16 protein-coding genes are annotated in these 23,061 nt (G+C 39.3%); 6 read left to right on the top strand and 10 right to left on the bottom strand.

What is annotated here, in order from left to right:
• Positions 1–5: 5 nt before the first annotated feature.
• From B3P16_RS03100 to alaS, 4 genes are all read right to left on the bottom strand, one after another.
• On the bottom strand, positions 6–1,343 hold the full coding sequence (locus B3P16_RS03100) for a dihydroorotase (protein WP_286841369.1): 1,338 nt from the start codon (positions 1,341–1,343) through the stop codon (positions 6–8).
• Positions 1,344–1,580: 237 nt separating this feature from the next.
• Positions 1,581–2,276 carry a response regulator transcription factor gene (locus B3P16_RS03095; RefSeq protein WP_046672195.1) on the bottom strand — a complete coding sequence of 232 codons (696 nt, stop codon included), beginning with the start codon at positions 2,274–2,276 and terminating at the stop codon, positions 1,581–1,583.
• A gap of 103 nt (positions 2,277–2,379) precedes the next feature.
• Entirely contained in the window at positions 2,380–3,477 is a 1,098-nt protein-coding gene (locus B3P16_RS03090; RefSeq protein ID WP_286841367.1) for a TlpA family protein disulfide reductase, read from the bottom strand.
• A gap of 168 nt (positions 3,478–3,645) precedes the next feature.
• Complete coding sequence (gene alaS, locus B3P16_RS03085) at positions 3,646–6,261, bottom strand: alanine--tRNA ligase (protein WP_286841365.1); 2,616 nt, start codon at positions 6,259–6,261, stop codon at positions 3,646–3,648.
• A 422-nt stretch (positions 6,262–6,683) separates the two neighbouring features.
• Here alaS and B3P16_RS03080 point away from each other — a divergent pair, with 422 nt between their 5' ends.
• From B3P16_RS03080 to B3P16_RS03060, 5 genes are all read left to right on the top strand, one after another.
• Entirely contained in the window at positions 6,684–7,532 is an 849-nt protein-coding gene (locus B3P16_RS03080; protein WP_070567245.1) for a universal stress protein, read from the top strand.
• A 10-nt stretch (positions 7,533–7,542) separates the two neighbouring features.
• On the top strand, positions 7,543–8,385 hold the full coding sequence (locus B3P16_RS03075) for a universal stress protein (protein ID WP_286841363.1): 843 nt from the start codon (positions 7,543–7,545) through the stop codon (positions 8,383–8,385).
• A gap of 90 nt (positions 8,386–8,475) precedes the next feature.
• Positions 8,476–9,819, top strand: coding sequence for an OmpA family protein (locus B3P16_RS03070; protein ID WP_286752880.1), 1,344 nt, complete (start codon positions 8,476–8,478; stop codon positions 9,817–9,819).
• A gap of 145 nt (positions 9,820–9,964) precedes the next feature.
• Entirely contained in the window at positions 9,965–11,290 is a 1,326-nt protein-coding gene (locus B3P16_RS03065; protein WP_286841360.1) for an OmpA family protein, read from the top strand.
• A gap of 207 nt (positions 11,291–11,497) precedes the next feature.
• Positions 11,498–12,856, top strand: coding sequence for a S41 family peptidase (locus B3P16_RS03060; protein WP_286841358.1), 1,359 nt, complete (start codon positions 11,498–11,500; stop codon positions 12,854–12,856).
• A 5-nt stretch (positions 12,857–12,861) separates the two neighbouring features.
• On the opposite strand, the gene B3P16_RS03055 is transcribed toward B3P16_RS03060, so the two are convergent.
• The 6 genes from B3P16_RS03055 to B3P16_RS03030 form a co-directional block, all read right to left on the bottom strand.
• Positions 12,862–13,176 carry a hypothetical protein gene (locus B3P16_RS03055; RefSeq protein WP_286752883.1) on the bottom strand — a complete coding sequence of 105 codons (315 nt, stop codon included), beginning with the start codon at positions 13,174–13,176 and terminating at the stop codon, positions 12,862–12,864.
• A 78-nt stretch (positions 13,177–13,254) separates the two neighbouring features.
• Positions 13,255–14,058, bottom strand: a complete 804-nt coding sequence (locus tag B3P16_RS03050) for a hypothetical protein (RefSeq protein ID WP_286841356.1) — start codon at positions 14,056–14,058, stop codon at positions 13,255–13,257.
• Positions 14,059–14,114: 56 nt separating this feature from the next.
• Entirely contained in the window at positions 14,115–15,470 is a 1,356-nt protein-coding gene (locus tag B3P16_RS03045; protein ID WP_286841354.1) for a hypothetical protein, read from the bottom strand.
• A 217-nt stretch (positions 15,471–15,687) separates the two neighbouring features.
• The gene (locus tag B3P16_RS03040) at positions 15,688–19,023 is read right to left on the bottom strand and encodes a TonB-dependent receptor (protein WP_286841352.1); all 3,336 of its coding nucleotides are present in this window, start codon (positions 19,021–19,023) and stop codon (positions 15,688–15,690) included.
• A gap of 162 nt (positions 19,024–19,185) precedes the next feature.
• Positions 19,186–20,145: a FecR family protein gene (locus tag B3P16_RS03035; protein WP_286841350.1), complete on the bottom strand. Its 960-nt coding sequence runs from the start codon at positions 20,143–20,145 to the stop codon at positions 19,186–19,188.
• A 134-nt stretch (positions 20,146–20,279) separates the two neighbouring features.
• Positions 20,280–20,894 (bottom strand): RNA polymerase sigma factor, encoded by a 615-nt coding sequence (locus tag B3P16_RS03030; protein WP_286769271.1) that lies wholly within the window; start codon positions 20,892–20,894, stop codon positions 20,280–20,282.
• Between the two features lie 261 nt (positions 20,895–21,155).
• On the opposite strand from B3P16_RS03030, the gene B3P16_RS03025 reads away from it, so the two are divergent.
• The gene (locus B3P16_RS03025; protein ID WP_286841348.1) at positions 21,156–23,033 is read left to right on the top strand and encodes a DEAD/DEAH box helicase; all 1,878 of its coding nucleotides are present in this window, start codon (positions 21,156–21,158) and stop codon (positions 23,031–23,033) included.
• Positions 23,034–23,061: the final 28 nt, after the last annotated feature.

Here is a 23,061-nt window from a genome sequence, read left to right as displayed (position 1 = left end):
AAATACTATCGGTTGAACAACAGACGTTCACCAGCACCTTTCTCAATAAGTTGCCCATTGGAGAAAGCAAGTTTACCTGATACGAAAGTATGTTCAATCGTTGAGCTAAATGTGTGTCCCTCAAATGGTGACCAGCCACATTTTGACAGGATATTTGCTTTCGAAACCGTATAAGGTTTATTCAGATCGACCAACACAAGGTCGGCCCAATATCCCTCACGAATGTAACCTCTATCTTCGATTTGGAACAATGTAGCCGTATTGTGTGCAGATTTTTGCACCAATTGTTCCAGGGTCATTTTTCCCGCTTTGACCATATCCAACAAGGCTTGCAATGCATGCTGTACAAGAGGTCCTCCGCTTGGCGCTGAAGCATAGGGCTGCGATTTTTCCTCCATTGTATGCGGAGCATGATCTGTCGCTATCACATCGATATGCCCATCTAATAAAGCTTTTAGAATTTGGTCGCGATCATTGGCTGTTTTTACAGCTGGATTCCATTTGATAAAATTACCTTTTGAAGCATAATCCTGATCAGAAAACCAAAGGTGATGGATACAAGCTTCAGCCGTTATTTTTTTATCCTTTAATGGAATATCATGACTAAATAATGCAATTTCTTTGGCTGTTGATATATGAAGGATATGCAAGCGTGTATTATGCTTTTTTGCCAATTCGACAGCTTTCGACGAGGATAAATAGCAGGCTTCCTCAGAACGAATCAATGGATGCATCTCAATTTTCAATCCATCCTCACCATATTTTTCCTTAAATAGGGCCAGATTTGCCTTTATCGTCGCCTCGTCTTCACAATGCGTAGCCACCAAGGTCGGAGCATTCGCAAAGATCCCTTCCAACGCTTTTTCATTATCCACCAACATATTCCCTGTAGATGACCCCATAAAAACTTTGATACCACAGACATCTCTTGGATTAGTTTTAAGCATCTCCTCAAGATTATCATTAGCCGCCCCCATAAAGAATGAGTAATTGGCCAATGCATTTTTTGCTGCAATATCATATTTATCTTGAAGCAACTGCTGAGTCAACGTATTCGGGACAGTATTAGGCATTTCCATGAAGGAGGTTGTCCCACCAGCAACTGCGGCGCGGCTCTCATGCCATATATCCGCTTTATAAGTTAACCCGGGTTCTCTAAAATGAACCTGGTCATCGATAAGTCCCGGTAGCAAGTGTAGCCCCTCAGCATTTATCTCCTGATCAGCAGGATGATTAATTTCCTGAGCAATCATTTCGATTCGACCATTGCTGATATATACGTCAGCAACCTCAACTTTACCTTCATTGACTAGTTGTGCAGATTTTATAAGAATAGATGACATGTTGAAATTTTTACTTTGCTTTAGGTCAAAAGTAAAGATTTGTTGCGGTGATATCAAGTCATCTCGAGAAAGAGTTCCCTATAACGATGGCAATTCCTTCACTAAATCCGCTCCTTTCTCTTATGTTAAATTGGAAACATCTGCCCCAGATTTGTCCAGATTTGGCGCAAGGCGAATCGTATAGAATCTATACTGCGGAAAGTTAATCAATAAAAAAAGAGGCCAAAGCCTCTTTTTTTATTCTTTATCAAATTTGTATCCCACTCCTTTTACAGTGGTTACATAATCGTCTCCTATCTTTTCACGCAGCTTGCGGATGTGAACGTCAATTGTACGGTTAGTCACAACAACAGAATCTTCCCAGATGCTCTTTAAGATCTGTTCACGCGTAAACACCTTATTCGGTTTTGAAGCCAACAAATATAATAGCTCAAACTCTTTCTTTGCAAGAACGATCTTTTGTTCCCCTTTGTAGACTAAGAAAGAATCTCGATCAATAACCAAATCGGCAATTTCAATTTTATCCTGAACGGCAGCATCTGACTCTTCGGAAGCATTTCTTCTTAAGATAGCATTGATGCGACTCATTAGCGCACGCGGTTTGATCGGCTTTGCAATATAGTCGTCTGCACCGACATGAAATCCTGCGATCTCCGAATACTCTTCGCTTCTAGCAGTCAAAAACACCATAAATGTACTTTTGAATTCAGGCATTGCGCGCATGATGCGACAAGCTTCAATTCCGTCCATCTTTGGCATCATCACATCCAAAATGATGAGGTCCGGATTTACTTGTTTGGCAACGTTGATTGCCTCTTCCCCATTTTGCGCTGTAGAGACCTGATAACCTTCACGATTTAAGTTGAATGCAATTAAATCCAAGATATCTTTTTCGTCATCAACAATTAAAATCTTTTGTTTCGAAGAACTCATTTGTCTTATTTTTTTTGCTAAATTATAAACAAAATGATAACAATCAGTTAATCTAATGTTACCAAATTATTAAGTAATATAATATTTAACAATAACAGATTGATTATTTAATTGTTTTCTTCAAAAATGCCTCCAGCTCCTCGCCGCGCAGGTTCTTTGCTATAATAATGCCGTTCGGATCGAGAATATAAGAGGTAGGCAAGGCTTTCACACGGTAATCAATCACAACTGGTGAGCTCCAAGCTTTCAAATCTGATACATGTGTCCAGGTTAACTTGTCATCTTCGATAGCACGCATCCATGAGCCAGGATTATCATCAAATGAAACGGAGAGTATATCAAAGCCTTTAGCGTGGTAAGTATTGTACAACCTAACGAGATTGGGGTTCTCCTGGCGACAAGGCATACACCATGAAGCCCAGAAATCAACCAAGGTATATTTTCCTTTAAAACTCGACAATTTTACCTCTTTGTTGGAAGGCGTAAATGAAGTCAGTTCGGAAGCAGGTTGTCCAATAGCCATTTTTTTTAGCTTTTGGGTCTCCTCCTTAAACTGTGTCACATATCTGTTCTCCGTAAATTCATTTTTTATTTTCTCTGCATAGGTAATGATTTCATTTTCGGCGACTTCGGGATCTAAGGTAGAGATCGCATAAAAACCAGCAAGATCATTGTGTTTATTAGCGAAATCGACGGCTTTTTTTGTATATGTACGCAATTCCTCCGCAAACTTTGATTTATATTCAGCACGAATCTTTTCGATCTCAGCTGCTGTTGAATTGGCTGTCAGCTTAGAAAACACCGTCTGTAAGGAGTCCTGTAGATAATCGCGATAATTTCGCTCTTTGGCAAAAGGCTGTATCGTCTTTGACAATTCAGACCCATCCACTTGATAATCATTTACATCTTTATGAAGATCTGTCTTAAATGTGATCGTCTCCCCCGGAGAAGCAATCAAATCGTACCGATTTTTACCTACACGCAAGGACAACAGTCTGGATTGGCTAGCAGGTCGTACAAACTGAAATTTGTTATTATCGCCAAAAAACATTGAATCTAGCTTGGTATCACCTTCATACAATGAAATAACTTTGATATTGCCAGGATTTTCGACATTTCCAGCGATGGTAAATTGCTCTTTATTTTGGCAACCCATCATCAAACCAACGATCCCTACTGCTAAAAAAACTGCCTTTTTCATCCGTTTATTTTTATTTGTTAAGTACCTATTCCCAATTACGCAAATGGCTTTGCTCTGTTTGATTCACGCTACATGTCACAGCTTTAAGAATCGTGAAAACTATCCGATTTATTCGGATCTCCCAAGGAAGGCGCCGAATAAATCCGATGGCTTGGTATTGTATAAAATTTATTTCAAGAAATCTATTGCTCGCTCAATTGCAACCTTTAATCCGGCAGGGTTCTTACCTCCAGCTGTTGCGAAAAATGGTTGACCACCTCCGCCGCCTTGGATATCCTTAGCCAAATCACGAACAATATGACTTGCGTTCAACCCTTTTTCTTTGGCCAATTCATCTGATATGACAACGGTCAAACTCGGTTTACCTTCAAACTCAGCACCAATGACCAAAAACAAGTTGTTAACAGCTCCCTTTACCGCATAAGCCAAGGTTTTCACAGCTTCGGCATTGGGCAGATCAACAATTGTGGACAAGAAGTTTATAGATCCAACTTGTTGAATCTTCGCTTCCAGATCTGACTTCAATGCCAAGGATTTTTCTGTAATACTTTTCTCGACTTCTTTCTTCAAAGCGCCATTCTCGTCGATGATTTTACCTAATGCAGAAACGAAATCCTTTGGATTATTCATAAGCTCTTTCAGGTGATGAACCAATTCGAAATGCTCACGGATAACCGAAGCTGAACGAGTTCCGGTAATTGCTTCAATACGACGTACACCGGCTGCAACAGCAGATTCAGAAACAATTTTGAAAAACCCGATTTGACCAGTTGCTTTGACATGCGTACCACCACACAATTCTTTAGAATATTGATCTTCAAAGGTGATCACACGAACAAAATCGCCATACTTTTCACCAAATAGTGCTGTTACACCAGAATCTAATGCCTGTTGATAAGGGACATTACGTTCCTCTTTCAACGGAATATTTTCACGAATTTTAGCATTGACAATATCTTCAACTTGTTTAATCTCTTCGTCAGTCATTTTCGCAAAATGAGAGATGTCAAAGCGTAAAATATCGGCGTTGACCAATGATCCCTTTTGATTCACATGGCTTCCTAGCACCTGTTTTAGCGCAGCATGTAATAAATGGGTCGCCGAGTGATTGTTTTCAGTATCGATTCTTTTGGATTTATCGACCTGAGCAACAAATGTTCCTTTCAATTCTAATGGCAATTTGTTTGTAAAATGTACAAATAGACCATTTTCCTTTTTTGTATCTGTGATATAAATCTTCTCGCCCGTTTCCTCGGAAACCAATTCTCCAGAGTCACCAACCTGGCCACCACCCTCAGCATAAAAAGGACTGACAGAAAGCACCAATTGGAATTGCTCTTTATTTTTTGCTACAACCTTACGGTATTTAATAACCTCTGTAACGGCAGTTAATGTGTCGTAGCCTACGAATTCAAATCCCTCATCATCATTTACCACAACCCAATCACCTGTATCTATAGCAGTGGCAGCACGAGAACGATCCTTTTGAATTTGAAGTGCTTGGTTGAAATCTTCCATATCAACCGTTAACCCTTTCTCCCGGGCCAATAATTCAGTTAAGTCGATCGGAAATCCGTAAGTATCATAAAGCTCGAAAGCAAAATCTCCATTAATTACGCTGTGGTCCTCTACATAATTTTCAAATCGTTGGACCCCCGTAGACAATGTTCTTAGGAAAGAAACTTCTTCCTCTAAGATTACCTTCTGTACAAAATCCTGCTGTTGAATCAGTTCGTCGAATACACCGGCAAACTGTGATGCCAAGACAGGGACGAGTTCATTAATAAAAGGAGTCTTAAAACCTAAAAATGTATAAGCATAACGCACCGCGCGACGTAAAATACGACGGATCACATAACCAGCTTTATTGTTAGATGGCAATTGACCATCGGCAATTGCAAAACTAACCGCACGAATGTGATCAGACACTACACGCATAGCAATATCAGACTTTTCATCTATACCGTATTTTATGCCTGATTTCCCAGAAATAAAATCAATGGTAGGTGTAAATACATCCGTATCATAATTAGATGTCTTTCCCTGGATGCATCGCACCAGACGCTCAAAGCCCATTCCCGTATCAACATGTTTAGCTGGGAGCGACTGAAGTGAACCATCTTTCAAGCGATTAAACTGCATAAAAACAAGATTCCAGATCTCAATTACCTGAGGGTGGTCGGCATTGACCAAACTCTGTCCTGAAGTTTGTGTACGCTCTTCTGCACTGCGCATATCGAAATGAATTTCGGAACAAGGCCCACAAGGCCCAGTCTCTCCCATTTCCCAGAAATTATCTTTTTTGTTACCAAGGAGAATTCTATCTTCGTCAATCCATTCCTTCCAGAAATCGAAAGCTTCCATATCACGTTCTAAACCTTCTTTTGCATCCCCTTCGAAAATGGTTACATATAAACGATCTTTGTCTAACTTATATACTTCTGTCAACAGCTCCCAGGCCCAAGCAATAGCTTCTTTCTTAAAGTAATCACCAAAGCTCCAATTTCCTAACATCTCAAACAATGTATGGTGGTAGGTATCAATCCCTACTTCTTCCAAATCATTGTGTTTGCCGGAAACGCGCAAACAGCGTTGTGTATCGGCAACACGCGGAAATTTGATGGGTGCTTCACCAAGAAACAAATCTTTGAATTGATTCATCCCCGCATTGGTAAACATTAATGTAGGGTCATTTTTTACAACTACTGGTGCTGAAGGTACTATCTGATGCCCTTTGCTTTTAAAAAAGTCCAAAAAGGCTTGACGAATTTCTCTACTTGTCATTTAATTATCTAAAAATATGTGCAAACTTACTCAAAATTGGTAGGTTATGCAATGTAGAATTCCATATATTGACCTTGAAACGACCGTTTTCTCTAAACGAGAAAAACTCCAATATTGACTTTTCAAACAAAAAAATCAGGAGATAACATACAGACAGTTAGAGCACAGGTATTTTATAGGTGACAAAAATCACAAACTGACATTAAATACAACATTTTAAAAGCGTTATTCGTTATTCATATTTGTCTAAAGCTCGTCAAATTCAACATGTAAAACAACAAAAACTATTTGACTTAAGGTCATCCACAATTACATTTGTTTTATTACATTTGATAGTAAAATAGGGAATCTAGTACACTTTCGCGCACATTCCCTAAAGGCAAAATAAATAAGATTAGATTTTGTAGATTAAATTCCTTCTAATGAAAAAAAACATTCTACTACCGGTAGATTTTTCGGCTCATTCTAATAATGCTGTAGATTACGCAGTGGACCTTGCCCTCGAAAAGGGGTATTCACTTCATCTTTACCACAATTATACTTCAGCTTCTGCAGTATTTGAGGAGGAAAACAGCCGTAATGAGGCTGATTCTCCAACATTCAAAGCTGATATCCTTATTAAAAATCTGGCAGAATCAATAAAATTAAAACATCCTACGCTTGAAATAACAACACAATGTGAGCGCGGTATGATTACAGAAACACTACCCGAGCTCGCCACTCCTAATCGATTTGATTTTGTCATCATGGGAACTAAAGGCATCACCAATGACGACAGCCAGCTAATTGGCAGCACAACCTATGTTATTAGCAAAAAAGCCAAAATACCTGTCTTGGCCATTCCAACTGAAGCATCCTTTACTCCTATTGACAAAGTTGGCTTACTGTCTAATTTTAAAGAAGAAGAGGTACAAACCGTACAGGATTTTGTCAACATTATCGGCAAGGATTTTGAATTAAAATTGATGCATGTTCACTACGATCATTCCTCAGAAAACAGAATCGAAGACAAGCTTGAAGTATGGAAATATAAGATCAAAAAATATATCGGTGTGACCAATATTGCTATCGAAGTCGATTCAATACAGGGTGATATTGAGGACCTCGATACCGTTCCGGAAGTCATTAATGAGATGATCCATGAGGAAAAGATCAAAATATTATTGGTGACACGATCGAGAAAATCGTTCTTTGAACGTGTCTTCACGCGTTCAGTTGCAAAAGCACTATTTAGTCATCCGTTAGTTCCAATATTTTTCACTAAAGCATAACCTTATAGCCATGTCTAAACTATTAATACCTGTAGATTATTCCGAAAACGCACGAGTTGCCGCATTTTATGCCGCTCAAATCGCAGTGACAACAAACGATGAGATTACACTCTTTCATTCGTTCACTTCACATATCAACAAATTTGCAAATGCGAAGCATTTAGTAGACCCTACCGAGGGAGAAGCCCGCCATCAGATGGAAAAACTTGTAGCTGAACTTCTACAGGAATATCCTTCGCTTAAAATTTCTACCTTATTTGCTAACGGTATTTTAGCGGAAACACTGGATAAACAAGAGATAAAAGATGTCTATCAAACGGTGATTATGGGTACAAAAGGCGTGACTGGACTTGAATCTGTATTGATTGGAAGCAATACATATGATGTCATTAAAGAGTCGAAGATCCCTGTTTTAGCCATCCCGAAAAACGCGATAAAATTGAAAAATGATAACATTGCGTTATTGACAAATTTCAAACCCGGTGAACTTGAGGTCCTCAAACAAGCCATACCATTGTACGGAAAAAACTTCCACTTACAGCTTATCCATATCAATAAAAACGAACTAGAAATCAACATATTAGGTAAAAAACTTGAAAATTGGATTGAACAGATCATTGCTGAAACCGGTATCGAGGATATTTCCTATATTATCAAGTCGCCAAGTTATTTTGCGGGTTCCCGAGAGAATATTGCAAACGGTATTCATACCATTATCCGGGATGAAGATGTCGATGTTATTTTGATCACAAAAAGCAGGAAAACTTTTTTCCAAAACATTTTTACTGAAAATATTGTTAAGCATCTGGCTTTTGAAATTGAGGTGCCAAACTTTTTTGGACGTGTAGAGTAACCAAATAATTTTTGGCAAATTTATTGCAAGAGTGTTCAGTGAGTTAATTTAACAACAGTATTATAGTAGATAATTTTACAAACACGCATTATGAAAATTAGCCTTAAAAAATCAGGATTACTTGTTGCGGCAGGAATTCTATCAACCGCATCCTTTGCACAAAGCACAAAAGAAGCATCAATCGAAGGCACAACTCCGTTAGGCTCGGCAACACAATATAGAACTTGGTCTATCGGTGTAGGAGCCGGTGTAACAAGCTTGCAGAATATCGCTAAGTTTAACAATGGTGGTTATGATAAACTGGATTGGAATTTAGGATATAGTGCTTATATCAAGAAACAAATCTCGCCATCTTTCGGATTGAAGGCTACATATTTTGGTGGAAAGACAGCTGGATATGATAACGGTGACAAGCAAACTGGCTTTGAAACCAAAACACCATGGTCTGTTGCGCTATCGGGTGAGTTCCTGGCAGCTAATACCAACTGGAGATTCTTCAATAGTTTTATTAAGCCTTATGCATCGATTGGTGTCGGGGTAATGAATGCTGAAACTGCAGCAATCGCTGGAGGAAACAGAGGCGAATACGGAGATTCTTATTCTAAAATCTTTGTGCCAGCAGATTTTGGTTTAAAATTCGCTGTTGCCAAAGGTATCAATTTTGAATTGGGATACCAATTGAATTGGGCTAACCAACGATTTGACAATCGCTACAATACAACACCACCACAACAATATAAAAATGACTTATTCACCTACGCGCATGCCGGGCTAGAGTTTGCATTGGGCAACAGTAGCAAACCTGCTTTGAATAATTCAAATCCTGTCGCAACCCTTGTGAATGATTACACGGTTAAATACGATGATTTGAAAGCTCAAAACGATGCATTGAATGCTAAAAATCAAGCGTTGCAAGGTCAATTGGATGGCTTAAACAATGATCTAAAAGATGATGACGGCGACGGTGTTGCCAACAAATATGATAAATGCCCGGGCACCCCTTCAGGTGTTCAGGTTGATGGATCAGGATGTCCAATTGTTGTGAAAAACGAGACCAAAGTCGTAGAAAAAGTCGTGGTTACTGAAGCAGACAGAAAAGTTGTTGCTGAAGCAATTAAGAACCTGGAATTCGATTTAGGTAAAGCAACTATTCGCTCTACTTCGTTTGCAACATTGAATAAAGTTGCTGCATTATTGATTGAGAAGAATTTCAGTTTGAAACTTGCAGGTCACACCGACAATACAGGCTCACGTGAATTAAATATGCGTCTATCAAAAGAGCGTGCAGAGTCAGTAAAAGCATATTTGGTATCTCAGGGTGCTAACGCGTCGCGTATTGAGGCAACTGGATATGGTCCAGACCAACCAATTGCATCCAATAAAAATGCAGCTGGTCGTCAACAAAATCGTCGCGTTGAATTTACACTTTATTAATAACTAATAAATTACACTATCGAAAAGGTGTTTTTAAACAAAAACACCTTTTTATTTATCAATTGTCATATTTCAACTACAAACCTATAGTGAATTTAATTTTTAACTTATTACTTTTGCATCGGTTTATACAAACACAAATTATATGAAACTAAAATTACAATTAGCACTTGCTTTAGCATCTGCGGGTTTATTTGCAAATTCTGCAATTGCTCAAAATGCGAAGGTATCATCCATTGAAGGAACTACACCATTTGGCCCTGTTACACAATACAGAACATGGTCCATCGGAATCGGTGCGGGGGTGACTAACCAAACTAATATTGCTGGTTTTAACCGTGCAGATTATGAGGATTTGGCTTGGAACCTGGGTTACAGTGCCTATATCAAGAAACAAATCTCTCCTTCTTTTGGCATTAAAGCGAGCTACTTTGGCGGTAAAACAGGTGGCGCATTTAAAGATGGTACACAATCTTTTGAAGCGAAAACACCTTGGTCAGCTGCATTGTCTGGGGAGTTCCAAGCGGCGAATACCAATTGGAGATTCTTTAACAGTTTTATCAAACCTTATGCGTCAATTGGTGTTGGTGTCATGAATAGCAAAACAACGTTGACGACAGGTTCTACTTCTCAAGAAGCTGACGGTATTTCTAAGATATATGTACCATTGGATATGGGACTTAAATTTGCTGTTGCCAAAGGAATCAACTTTGAGCTTGGATACCAATTAAACTGGGTTAACCAAAACTTCGATGGTATTCGAGGCGGCCAATATAAAAACGATCTATTTACTTACATTCATGGTGGCTTAGAGTTTGCATTGGGCAGCAGCAGCAAACCTGCATTGAACAATTCAAACCCTGTCGCTACTTTAGTGAATGACTATACGGTAAAATATGATGATCTTAAGGCGCAAAATGATGCTTTAAATGCTAAAAACCAAGCGCTACAAAATCAATTGGATGGTCTAAACAGTGACTTGAAAGATGATGATGGCGATGGTGTAGCGAACAAGTATGACAAATGCCCAGGCACACCTTCAGGTGTACAAGTAGACGGTGCAGGTTGTCCAATCGTTGTGAAAAACGAAACTAGAGTGGTTGAAAAGGTTGTTGTGACAGAAGCTGACCGAAAAGTCGTTGCAGATGCCATTAAAAACTTGGAATTCGATTTAGGAAAAGCAACAATACGTTCTACATCTTACGCGACGTTGAATAAAGTAGCCGAACTGTTAATCGAGAAAAACTTCAGCTTAAAACTAGCTGGACACACCGATAATACAGGTTCTCGTGAATTGAACATGCGTTTATCAAAAGAACGCGCTGAATCGGTGAAAGCGTATCTTGTATCACAAGGTGCTAATGCATCACGTATTGAAGCTACGGGATATGGTCCTGACCAACCTATCGCATCAAACAAAACCGCTGATGGTCGTCAACAAAACCGTCGCGTAGAGTTCACGCTTTATTAATCGATATTCTTCGATCTATAATAAACCAAAGGCATCACTTCACCGTGATGCCTTTTTTAATTCTACCCTGTATAAAATTCTCATTCTTTGACACGGTATAAGCTATAAAAGCCCCCCTATTTAAAGCAATTAAACATTTGAACAACAAAAAGATAACACAAGTATCACCAACATAATACCTATTTTTATTTTAGTAAAATTTTAAAAATGCGTAAATCAAAAATTATTGTTTTAGCTTTTTTTTCATCGTTTCTGTTCTCATGCGAGAAAGATCCTCCACTTAACGAACTAGGCTCAAATGCAACCATTAACCGATGGACATTGGACCAGATGAAGCACTATTACTACTGGAACGATAAAATTGGATCAACTGAGGGCTACCAACAAAAGCCGGATTTGTTTTTCAAAAGCATCTTATACCCTGAAGATCATTTTTCAACCATCTTACAAACCCTAAATAGTGATACCTATGGAAATACGCTAACAAATACTTTTGGCTTCGATATGGTTCAATTACACAATCAGTCGGGATCTATTCAATTAGTAACCCAAGTAGTTCCTTTTAGTGAGGCAGACTTAGCAGGACTTCAAAGAGGAGACAGTCTAACCCATATGAATTCGACATTAATGGATCAGATGAACTTCCAATCACTATTAAACAAATCATTACGTTTACCAACGATCCAAGTAAAACGACTCGACGGTAAAGTATTCAACCTTCCATCGTCGTACATCTCACAGCCGGTTGTCTATACATCAAAAGTCATTTCATCTTCTCCCAACGTCGGTTACATTTTTATAAGCCAATTTGATTTCAGCGGAGCCTATTCCTTATTAGAAGTAATAAAAGATTTCAAATCAAAACATGTAACGGAATTGATTGTCGATCTTCGATATAATCCAGGTGGTCAAGTCGCCTTTGCCGCATTCTGCGCATTATTAATGGCGGATATTAAAGAAAACGATATTTTTGCCAAATATCGAGGAAACAAAAATCTTAAACCTATTGAAGAAACGTTTGAAGCAACGCTACAGAGACAGCCAGATGGCTATTCCTTTATCGCTAGCGAAGTACTAAAACAAGGTTTACAACTAAAAAGAATCTTTATCCTGACCGGACCGAACACGGCTTCCGCATCCGAAATGATGATTAATGGATTAAATCCATACCTAAAAATTGTTCAGGTTGGTGCCAGAACCTATGGTAAAGATATGGCTTCAACAACCATTTCCACTCCCGAAGAGATCCACGGTAATGAGCGTTCATGGCATTTGATCCCTATGATCTATAAAATCTACAATACTATAGGGCAAGGAGATTATGGCAATGGAATTACTCCGCAGAAGGTGACGGATGAGTTTGCCTATTTACCTTTAACTCCAATAGGTGACCGTAGAGATCCGTTAATACAGGAAGCCTTGAAAATAATCAATACTAAAAGCGCGCGCACCAAAAGCACTGCTCTTACATATGAAAAAATGAATGCCTTAAGTCCAAAATATATAGGCAGCAGCTATCAGACAATACCTATTGAAGTAAGTATACAGGATAAGTCAAAAAAATAGTTTCATCAATGCGCACAGGAGTTTAACGAATTAATCACCATCCGAAGATCAGCCCCTGTTTGCCCATTTTTGGCTAATTTGCGAAGAGAAGGAGACAAGATTTTCGAACGAATGGTCCGTTCCTTCGATTCATATTCCTGCACGATGCCTTTCAGCTGCTGCAACAGTTCCAAATATTGCCGATAAAGTTCATTCAGCTCCGCCATTTCATTCCGTAAGGCGAGCGGCGCAGCGGCGTCAATGGACTGATCTACACCTCCCTGAATTTTCAGGGAGACAGCAAATAAATTACGATGTTTTATAGCATTGATGCCTTTCATAGTGACTCTTCTTTTGAATTAATGGCTTACCATTTATGGAAGTATTGATGGGTGTCTGTGTTTGTTTTGTAATGAGTTTTATTTCTGTAACCAGATATTATCCAAACCATAGCCTATACCTCCAATTTCTGAGAATGCATCAACATCAAAAAATGCATCGGGTTCTTTTTGAACGAGATACACAATACCAATGTCTACCGAAAAATTAAAAAACAAAAAGACTTTTTGTCCATCTATAAGGATCGGTTTTAAATCCTTATCCAATACTTGCGCCTTTGGCACAAAAGTAGCGTCAATCGGTATTTTGATAAATTCTTCGGGAATTTTATCTGATATCAAGTCGGTAATCAGGATTGGATTTTCGTCATACTTAACCATATCCATTCCCCAACTTTCATCATAGACAGGCTTACCTTGATAAACTGCCAATCGAATTGGCTCACCATTAGGTGAAATTGTTTTATTATAATTTAAGATCTTTACTTGTCTCACACCCGGAATCGATTCGACATCATCTCCTAATGGATTTGGCCCGACAACGAGTGACGGATCAATGGGACTTTTACTATGTACACCAAAGGTATTCAATCCCGATTTGAGAGGAAGCCGTTGCTCTAGGATGACCTGATCATTGTTATTATATGCAACGACCGATGAAGAATCGGCATCTTTATTTCGGATAAAAATAAAATTAGCATCGCTTGGATTAGCAACTTTTCCATCTATCGTTACTCTTTTTACATCCACTGACGTCGTGCTATAGGATCTAAAAGCAATCCGGGCCAGTTCTTCAGTTTCTACAATAAGTTCACCTTTTTGACAGGAAGGCAATAGCGATCCAATCCAAAGAGCTATCAAACAGCAAAATAAATTTTTAATCATATATAAAGGATAAAGAAGTGAGCCATTGTATGGCTCACTCAATTAAATAATCAATATTAATAAGTTTTTGGAGCAAATTGAGTCCAGTTCGCAGTCCAAGGAGCAGTTGTCGGATGGAATGCACCTTTATAAGTAGTACTTCCATCACCATATGCAGGAGAAGTTGACAATGGTCTTAAAAAAGCAGGATTAAATGTAGATGTTGTTGGATAAAAAATATTTCCAGCTCCTGCTAAATTCAAATATGTCGTTGCATCTGTTGACACATTTGTTTGGTTTCCTGTTGGTGTAGCACCACTGAATGCCGCAGTATAAGCATGTACAACATTCCCTGTAAAAGTACCTGTTGCACCATCCTGAAATGCAGCACCTGTTCCATAACCAGCGATAATCGAATTTTGAATATCGTACTGTGAAGCTCTTCTCCAACGGTTACCAAATTTCAGTTTTGTAGCAGCTACAGTAGCATCCTTAATTCCCAAGAATGTAAAATTTTTCAATACTGGGCGAGTCTTAGGTGTCGCTGAATATGGCGCTGTACCTTCGTTATCCGACTCCAAACCGTTTGAATCCGAGCTACCACTTGATGTGCTATTGGTTGAATTAGGATCCTTTAATGATAAGGCATACTGAATTGTTCCGGTGTATCCATGATCGAAATCAAAGTCATCATCGTCATTCGACAAGGCTACCAGGTACTTCGCATTTACAGTACCCCCAAAAAACTCAAACGCATCATCTTTACCCCAAGATACCTGAATATTTTCCAAGGTAGTACCAGTACCCACACCGCCCAAGGTTAGTCCGTTAATCTCATTATCAGCAGTTAAGTTATAACCAGCAAATTCAATACGCACATATTTCAATGAACCTGAATTATCCGCAGCATTTGTACCACCATAAGTAACATCTACACCCACAGGTTGAGGAATTCCTTCGATTCTCCGTGTGGCAGCTTGATTGGTAGTTGCGCTACCCAGCAATACGACCCCTCCGAAATCACCAGGGTTACGAGATCCTGCCGCATTTGGAGAAGTGAATACGATTGGTGCGGACGCAGTACCGTTAGCGATCAATTTCGCTGTTTTAGGAACAACCAAAACGCCTTTGATATTTTGTGTTATTCCGGTGATTTGGTCATTATATGCTTTAGTTAAACCAGAAGTAATATAAGTACCAGCTTGAATCGTCAATGTCGCACCGGGTTTTACAAAAGCAACTCCGTCAATTTTCCATACGGTATCTGCAGAAAGCGTAGTTTTAGTAATAATACCGGCAGCATCAGTTGGGATCGTTGCCTGAGGTTTGTTTGGCAAACCAGCATTCAAATCTGAATTAGGTCCTACGTTGTCTTTGTTACAAGAAGCCAATGCGATTGCGCATACGCTCGCTACTGTTAAGATTTTTTTCATTTTGTGTTAAATAATTACTAGTTTTGCCATCACAAGATCATTTTTTAGACTATGCATCCCTGTGGGATAGCATTTCATAAGGTTGCATAGTTGCTTTCAATCACCCTTTTTCTGTATTTTTCTATTTTATCTCCTGTTGTGCGACTTGGACAAACCCGGAACTTATGTACAGTATTGAGGAGTGATATGAAACTGCCTCGCGCAGAAATTTTTCTATTTAAAAATTGTAGCTAAATGAAAGATTAAACCTTTGTCCCTCTCTTCTACGATAAGTAATAATATCTCCTTCGTTTTTATCATATCGTATAGATTTACCTTTTTTCAATACATAGAACTTTGTATCATCTTGTTCATAATCTTGAATATTCATATAATACCGCGTCCATTCATCCAATAGGTTGGCCATATTAAATTTCACTTCCATCTTGCCCTTTAGAAAACGTGTATAAAGTTGTGCATCCAATTGTTTTGGCGCCAACTCATATTCAACATTATTCATATTAACATTCGCTATGTTTGTTCGATAACCTCGATGATTATAGCTTGCTGTTACCCCGAAAAATTCACCCCAATATCCTACGCCTAGATTCAATAACCAAGGTGACTGCCCAATCAGTGGTCTATCTTGATTGGGATAGCGCTGTTGAACGCGCTCGGCAACTTGGGTTTCAGGGTTATTAACCCATTCCCAATGACTTAAGACATTGACTTTCGATTTGAGTAGTGTTCCATTAGCGTAGACAAATAAGTTTTTAAACCACTCCTTTTCCGACAGAAATGTTAAATTCTTCCTGATTTCCATTTCAAGTCCAAGATTTTTCGCATTTTCCATGTTAGCAAAAGTATACGTGTTCCCCCCACTATGAACAAGTTCTATGGGCTTATCCAAGTATTTATAGTATCCCGTTATAGAAATGATTTCACCTGGTAAGGGGTACCATTCAAATCGAAGGTCTACATTATCGATTAACGTGGATTTAACTTGCTCTCCATAAACGTAACCGTCTAACTCATAATCATACATGGCAAACATGCCAACTTCTCTAAAATCTGGTCTAACTACCGTCCTTGAGTAGCTACTTCGAATATTGAAATCGGATGTCACCTTATAGGTGGCGTTAATAGAGGGCAAAAACCGCCAGTTATTTTCTTTTACACCAAAACGATGTCTTTGAACATCATTGGGATCTGGTTCATCCTGATAAGTCCTCCTATATAATTCTTCCTGCTTAGAGTTTAAATTAAAATATTCTGAACGCACGCCATACACCAAACGCAATTTATGCCATAACATTTGATCTGCCATCAGATACACTGCCTGTGAAGACATTTTACCATCATAATATCGACCGCCCAATGCATCTGCGTAGTAATAGGCCTGCCCATTTCCGTTGCCGATATTATCGGCGCTGAATAACTGGTCATAAGGAATTTCTATCTCTGGAGGCAACTGATTCGTAGTACCTTCTGCCCATGCTCTCGTCCAAGGGACGAAATTGAATAAATCCAACGCTCTCTTCTTCAACCAGGCCTGATAGCCTAATTTCACCAACGTTGGAACAGCTGCATTTTTGCCGAATTTTCGCGAAAATGCAGCGCTCCAATTATAATCTGTTTCATCAATATTTGTCCATCTTCGCGAGTCCCTGAAAACCCCCGCCACAGATGAACTACGATGAGTTAATAACCCCGGGGTTTGAAAATAAGGAATACTATCTATCATGGCAGTGACCCTATAGGAAAGCTTTCGTTCATCTAAAATTTGCTGTTTAATTTTGTTGACCGTAAACATTCCTTCAGCTTTTATCTCCCACGGCAGTTGATACTCTCCAACCAATTGGTGTTGCTGCAAAGACATCGCTTCAGGCAATTGATAATTCAGTTTGCTTACTTCAGGATTAGAATCACTATAGGGCTTTTGAATAGATTCATTATAAATATCACTGTACGTACGCGCATACATGTTCTTTAAGGAAACTTTAAAAGCTTGTCCCTGCCAGCCCATATTGGCCATTAATCCGGCGCTGCTATTGAAGCGATAGGATGTTCCGGCTCCATTGTCACCGAGACCTACACTATCAATATAATTATTGATACTTACCGAATTACGTACATTATTAAATGCAATGATATTTTGTTCGTTTCTAAAATTTGTGGATGCCACAAACCCCAATCGCTGTCCATTATTTAATTCATAAACCCGTCCAAGCGAAAAACGCATATTCTGATTGGGGTATGCTTTATACTTATATTGTCGCAATGCATCATTATTAAAACGCTTGGACTGTGCGATAGCATCCAAATCGTTATACTTCACGGCATCGCCAAACTCCGTTAGATTTAAAGGAGTGTTGTTCAATTCAGGATCAGTCAAAATATAACCGGGAGGCGCATCCAATTGTATCGCCCGACTATTCCACTGCCAAGTTTTTATTCCATCGGGCATCTTGGACGATTTGTTAAAGAAACCCAAATATTCACTCGTATGCCGCTCCCCCAGCCGATAAAAGTCTTTGCCTGTTGTACGGGAATTCCCACCTAATCCGTATTGAATTGTGGTAAAATTCTGATCTGGAATGTCTAATGTATTCACCGAAACCTGTCCACCGGAGAATTCTGCCGACACGTCCGGTGTTGCTGTTTTATTAACGACCACAGAACTTACCATCTCAGTCGGAATAATATCAAACGAAAAATCCCGTCTATTCTGCGACGTGCTGGGAATCACCACACCGTCGAGCATCGCTTGATTATAGCGATCCGACATTCCTCTAACAATTACATTTCTATTATTAACCGTTGTCAATCCTGTTACGCGTTTTAAAACCTGCCCCATATCATTGTCCGGTGTACGGGCGATCTGTTCAGCCGAAATACCGTCGGTCACCGAAGCAGCATTCTTTTGTACCGCATACAATCCCGCTACAGAAGCTTTTTTAAAGGATACACTGACAACTGCCGTTTCCAACGCGCTTACCTGCATCTTCATGGCAATGTTTAACCCTGTCCGTTGTCCGGCCTGTATCCTAACCCCTTCAATACGTTGGGTCTGGTAAGAGAGGTAACTGACTTCCAGTACGTAGGTTCCCGGTTCAGCATTCAAAAGATAGCTCCCATCGATACCGCTCTGTGTTGATTTATTGGTTCCGATCAGTTTGATGCTGGCATTAGCCAAAGGCTGACCGCGATCATCAATAACTTTACCTGAAATGTACCCATGCTGCTGTACCGGTTTTTTGACTAATGTAATATAGACACCGTTGTCATGAGCCATCAGGTCAGTCTCCCTAAGCAGATAACGCATGACATCGCGAACACTATTACTTTTAAAAATTTTGGCATTTACCTTTTTCTTTGCCAGATTATATTTCGCTGCATCGAAAGCGATATGTATATTTTGGGATTCCAAACGTTCGAAAGCCGCCGGAATATTGGATTCACTAAAAGAAACTGTAATCTTTTTATTGAGTAACTGCCCGTATGCGCCCGAAGCTAAGAGCATTTCGGCCGACACGATCGAAAGAAGTAAACCTACCAACGATGTCCTTATCATAAACTTAATATCGTTTTGCGTAACGTATTGGTTAAATTTCATAAATTTGTATGCGTATATAATATCTCTTAAGTTGTTGTATATGTTATTTATACCATCTCCAAATGGTACGAGATGCAGAGTTGACGATGGCCGTCGTCAGCTCTCTTTTTTATCCTCGAATTAGTAAATATGCACTATCCTGCCCTCCTTCCTTGATTTGTTGTGATGAATTGCTTTGATACTTTCCAAGGTTGCCGTCCAGGACAGCTGCTTTGATATTGGCATACTATACCGTTGTTTGACAATCCGCTGATCGTCAGTTTTTATATCCACATCATAGATATTTTTGACCGCTAGTGCCAATTCTGCAAAACTGCTTTGCTTAAGATAAACTCTTCCCTCAATCCAGCTATTACGTGTCGTCAGATCAAAAGTCTCCTGATTGCTATTGTGGTTATTTTTGGTATGACGGATCTGTTCGCCGCGGGTCAGCACACCCAGCGGATTGTTATTGGCAGTGACCTGCACTTTTCCAGTAAATACGGACACCGAAATATCATCAAGTTCGAGGTAATTCTTCACCGTAAAGGAAGTTCCTAAAACAGTAGTTTGTATTTGTTGAGCTTTGACAATAAAAGCTTTAGTAGAATCTTTCCTAACATCAAAAAAAGCTTCCCCAACAAGGAGTTCCACCACACGATCCTTTCTACCGAAAGAAACTGTATCCAATTTTAACTTCGAACGTGCGTTTAAAATCACCGTTGACCCGTCGGCAAGCTGAACTTTTTTACGTTGCGCAACGCCCGTTTCAAAAATCCGATATCCTGGCTGAAGTAAAGCTTCTTTGCGAGAAACTGCTTGATCAGCTGTTTTCCAAAACAACGCACTCAAACAGAGTAATAAACATGCCGCCACCGCTCCAGACCAATACAGCATCTTTCGGACGGGCACGCTCTTCGTGGACGTATTTCCAATCTGTTGTTGAATTCTTCCCCATAACTGATTTTCGTCAACGTTATCATCAGGCACTTCTTCTTTGTCCAGTCCAGCATACCAATGATCAATCAGTCTGCGTTCACTTGTACTAGCCTTATTCTGGCGGTACCTATCCATTAACAATTCAAAAATTCTTCTTTTCACTTTTTATGCCCACTGTTTATATACAAGTCCGCAAAAAAGCCCCAAAGTACTTCAAGAAATAGTTAATGTTGTATGAAAGAATTGTTAAATGATCCAAGTTCTGGAAATAGAAATTTTGGGAATGTGTAAGCAAGCTACTTAATGAACTCGTCAATAATAAAGACCAAGAGCAGGGTGAAACTACCGTTTTGAACATGTTGGTAGCCCAAAATAGCTTTACGTAGTCGTTTGGATGCTTCCGTAAGATTGTTTTTGACCGTTTGCTCAGATAGGCCCATACGCGTGGCAATCTCTCGAATGGATAAATGTTCCCATTTCAATAAAAGGGCCTGTCTCATATTATGGGGCATAATCTCCAGTTCTTCCTCCAACAACTTCTCTAAAGCTAGATAAGTGTTGAGATCCTCCGGATGCTCCTGTACATAATCAAAAATATGTTTGCTCCAATGATCCAACAATTTATCTTTGGCTTTATTGGAATTAAAAAAGTCTATAATTTTATATTTGAGCATTCCTTTCAAATAGGCCTGGAGGTTCATCTGGATATCGATGGTATGACGTCGTTCCCAAAATTGAACAAACAGCTCCTGAAGAATGTCCTCCACATCCTGTCGGTCTAGGATTCGACGAGCAGCATGCTGATAAAGATCTTTCCAGCAATATCGGTATAATTCCTCGTATGCAGCCGTATCGTTATTCTCTTTTATAGCCTGCAGCCAACGCTGATGTACAACTGGTCCTTGATTCATGCTACACCAAATTTAAGGTTGAAATATTAAGTTTCTATTAATAAATGAATAAACAAACTGTAGACTATAAAATAGTTTCACATTCAAAATAAAACTTTTCAAAGCGAGCTAAATCTATATAACACGGCTCAATTTATTATCACTTAGCAGAAAAGAATCCGATCACCCTAAAAATCAATTATTTAAATTATTTGTTTATTCCAATATTATTCTTACCTTTGCAACGCCTTAGGCAATAGTGCCTATTGTATAAAATATTTCATGAACCCATTTTTAGAACTGGGAATCCGTGAGGAAGTTGTTAATGCCATCTCAGAATTAGGTTTCGAAAAACCTTCTGAAATTCAGGAAAAAGCCATTCCTGTTTTATTGACTGGTAACGACGATTTTGTCGGATTAGCCCAAACTGGCACAGGAAAGACCGCGGCATTTGGTCTTCCATTATTAGAGCAATTAGACTTTTCTCAAAAACACCCACAGGCATTAATTCTTTGCCCTACTCGGGAATTATGTTTACAAATCTCAAAAGATTTAGAAAAATTTGCTAAATACGTTGACAACGTACATGTTGTTGCTGTATATGGAGGTGCAAATATCTCAGACCAGCTACGTCAAATTAGACGTGGAGTGCAAATTGTAGTAGCGACCCCAGGTCGTATGTTGGATATCATCGGCAGAAATGCGATTGATTTTTCAAATGTAAAATATGTTGTATTGGATGAAGCGGATGAGATGCTCAATATGGGCTTCAAAGAAGACATCAACAACATTTTGTCAGAAACTCCTGACGAGAAAAAAACTTGGTTATTTTCGGCGACAATGCCTGCTGAGGTACGTCGTATCGCAAAGAATTATATGACCGATCCAGTTGAGCTTACTGTAGGTACAAAAAACACCGGTAATGCCAACATTGAACACCACTATTATTTGATCAAAGCAAAAGATAAATATGCTGCATTCAAACGTATTGTGGATTCAAACCCTGATATCTTTGGTATCGTATTTTGTCGTACAAAAATCGAAACACAGGATATCGCTGAAGCGTTGATCAAAGATGGTTACAATGCAGATTCACTGCATGGTGACTTATCACAACAACAACGTGATAAAGTGATGAAACGTTACCGTGACCGTAGTTTACAATTATTGATCGCAACAGACGTAGCCGCTCGTGGTATTGATGTAAGTGATGTAACTCACGTTATCAACTTCTCTTTACCTGATGAAACAGAAAACTATACACACCGTTCAGGCCGTACAGCCCGTGCAGGTAAAACTGGTATTTCACTTTCTTTGGTAAACGTAAAAGAGCTAAGCAAAATCCGTCATCTTGAAAAGATCATCGGTAAGCCTTTTGAGAAAAAACAAGTACCTCAAGGTGCTGAAGTTTGCGAAAAACAATTATTTTCTATCGTTAAAAAGATTGAAAATGTTGAAGTAAACGACGAACAAATTAGCCCATTCTTGCCTGCAATTATGGAAAATTTGGAGTCACTTTCAAAAGAAGATATCATCAAAAGATTCGCTTCTCTTGAGTTCAACCGTTTCTTGGATTATTACAAAAATGCACCTGATTTAAATATCGAAGCGCGTGACGGTGGCCGTGAAGACCGCGGTGATAGACGTGATGGTCGTTCACGTGAAGGTTCAAAAGGCTACACGCGTTTATTTATGAACTTAGGTTCAGTAGATGAATTCTCTCGTGGAGACATGTTGGGCTTCATCTGTAACAATGCGAATATTTCAGGAAAATCAATCGGTAAAATTGATTTGAAAGGCGTGTTCACATTCTTCGAAGTTCAAGATGCAGAAGTAGAAAAAGTATTCCAAGGATTCCAAGGTGTAGATTACAACGGTCGTCAAGTACGTATCGAAGTATCTGGTGAAGCAAGAGGTGAAGGTCGTGGCGACCGTGGCGGAAGAAGCCGTGGTGGTGATCGTGGCGGAAGACGTGAAGGTGGATACCGTGGCGGTGATCGCGGCGGAAGACGTGAAGGTGGATTTGGAGGCGGTGAACGTGGCGGAAGACGCGAAGGTGGATTCAATGGCGAACGTCGTGATCGTGGTGAGCGCAGCAGCAATGGTGGCGGCTTCCGTGATTTCTCTGGAAAACGTAAAGAATCAAAAAGCAAATACTAATCATTCGTATTTAGCATAAGAGTTAAAG

This window comes from Sphingobacterium sp. UBA7631 (assembly GCF_002483935.1).
Lineage (GTDB): Bacteria > Bacteroidota > Bacteroidia > Sphingobacteriales > Sphingobacteriaceae > Sphingobacterium > Sphingobacterium multivorum.
This window is presented reverse-complemented; position numbering and strand designations above follow the sequence as displayed.

Coding starts and splice junctions, on each gene's coding strand:
- B3P16_RS03055 (WP_286752883.1), bottom strand. CDS start 13,176: ATGAAAGGCATCAATGCTATAAAACATCGTAATTTATTTGCTGTCTCC.
- B3P16_RS03100 (WP_286841369.1), bottom strand. CDS start 1,343: ATGTCATCTATTCTTATAAAATCTGCACAACTAGTCAATGAAGGTAAA.
- B3P16_RS03070 (WP_286752880.1), top strand. CDS start 8,476: ATGAAAATTAGCCTTAAAAAATCAGGATTACTTGTTGCGGCAGGAATT.
- B3P16_RS03040 (WP_286841352.1), bottom strand. CDS start 19,023: ATGATAAGGACATCGTTGGTAGGTTTACTTCTTTCGATCGTGTCGGCC.
- B3P16_RS03095 (WP_046672195.1), bottom strand. CDS start 2,276: ATGAGTTCTTCGAAACAAAAGATTTTAATTGTTGATGACGAAAAAGAT.
- B3P16_RS03065 (WP_286841360.1), top strand. CDS start 9,965: ATGAAACTAAAATTACAATTAGCACTTGCTTTAGCATCTGCGGGTTTA.
- B3P16_RS03025 (WP_286841348.1), top strand. CDS start 21,156: ATGAACCCATTTTTAGAACTGGGAATCCGTGAGGAAGTTGTTAATGCC.
- B3P16_RS03075 (WP_286841363.1), top strand. CDS start 7,543: ATGTCTAAACTATTAATACCTGTAGATTATTCCGAAAACGCACGAGTT.
- B3P16_RS03060 (WP_286841358.1), top strand. CDS start 11,498: ATGCGTAAATCAAAAATTATTGTTTTAGCTTTTTTTTCATCGTTTCTG.
- B3P16_RS03090 (WP_286841367.1), bottom strand. CDS start 3,477: ATGAAAAAGGCAGTTTTTTTAGCAGTAGGGATCGTTGGTTTGATGATG.
- B3P16_RS03080 (WP_070567245.1), top strand. CDS start 6,684: ATGAAAAAAAACATTCTACTACCGGTAGATTTTTCGGCTCATTCTAAT.
- B3P16_RS03050 (WP_286841356.1), bottom strand. CDS start 14,058: ATGATTAAAAATTTATTTTGCTGTTTGATAGCTCTTTGGATTGGATCG.
- alaS (WP_286841365.1), bottom strand. CDS start 6,261: ATGACAAGTAGAGAAATTCGTCAAGCCTTTTTGGACTTTTTTAAAAGC.
- B3P16_RS03045 (WP_286841354.1), bottom strand. CDS start 15,470: ATGAAAAAAATCTTAACAGTAGCGAGCGTATGCGCAATCGCATTGGCT.
- B3P16_RS03030 (WP_286769271.1), bottom strand. CDS start 20,894: ATGAATCAAGGACCAGTTGTACATCAGCGTTGGCTGCAGGCTATAAAA.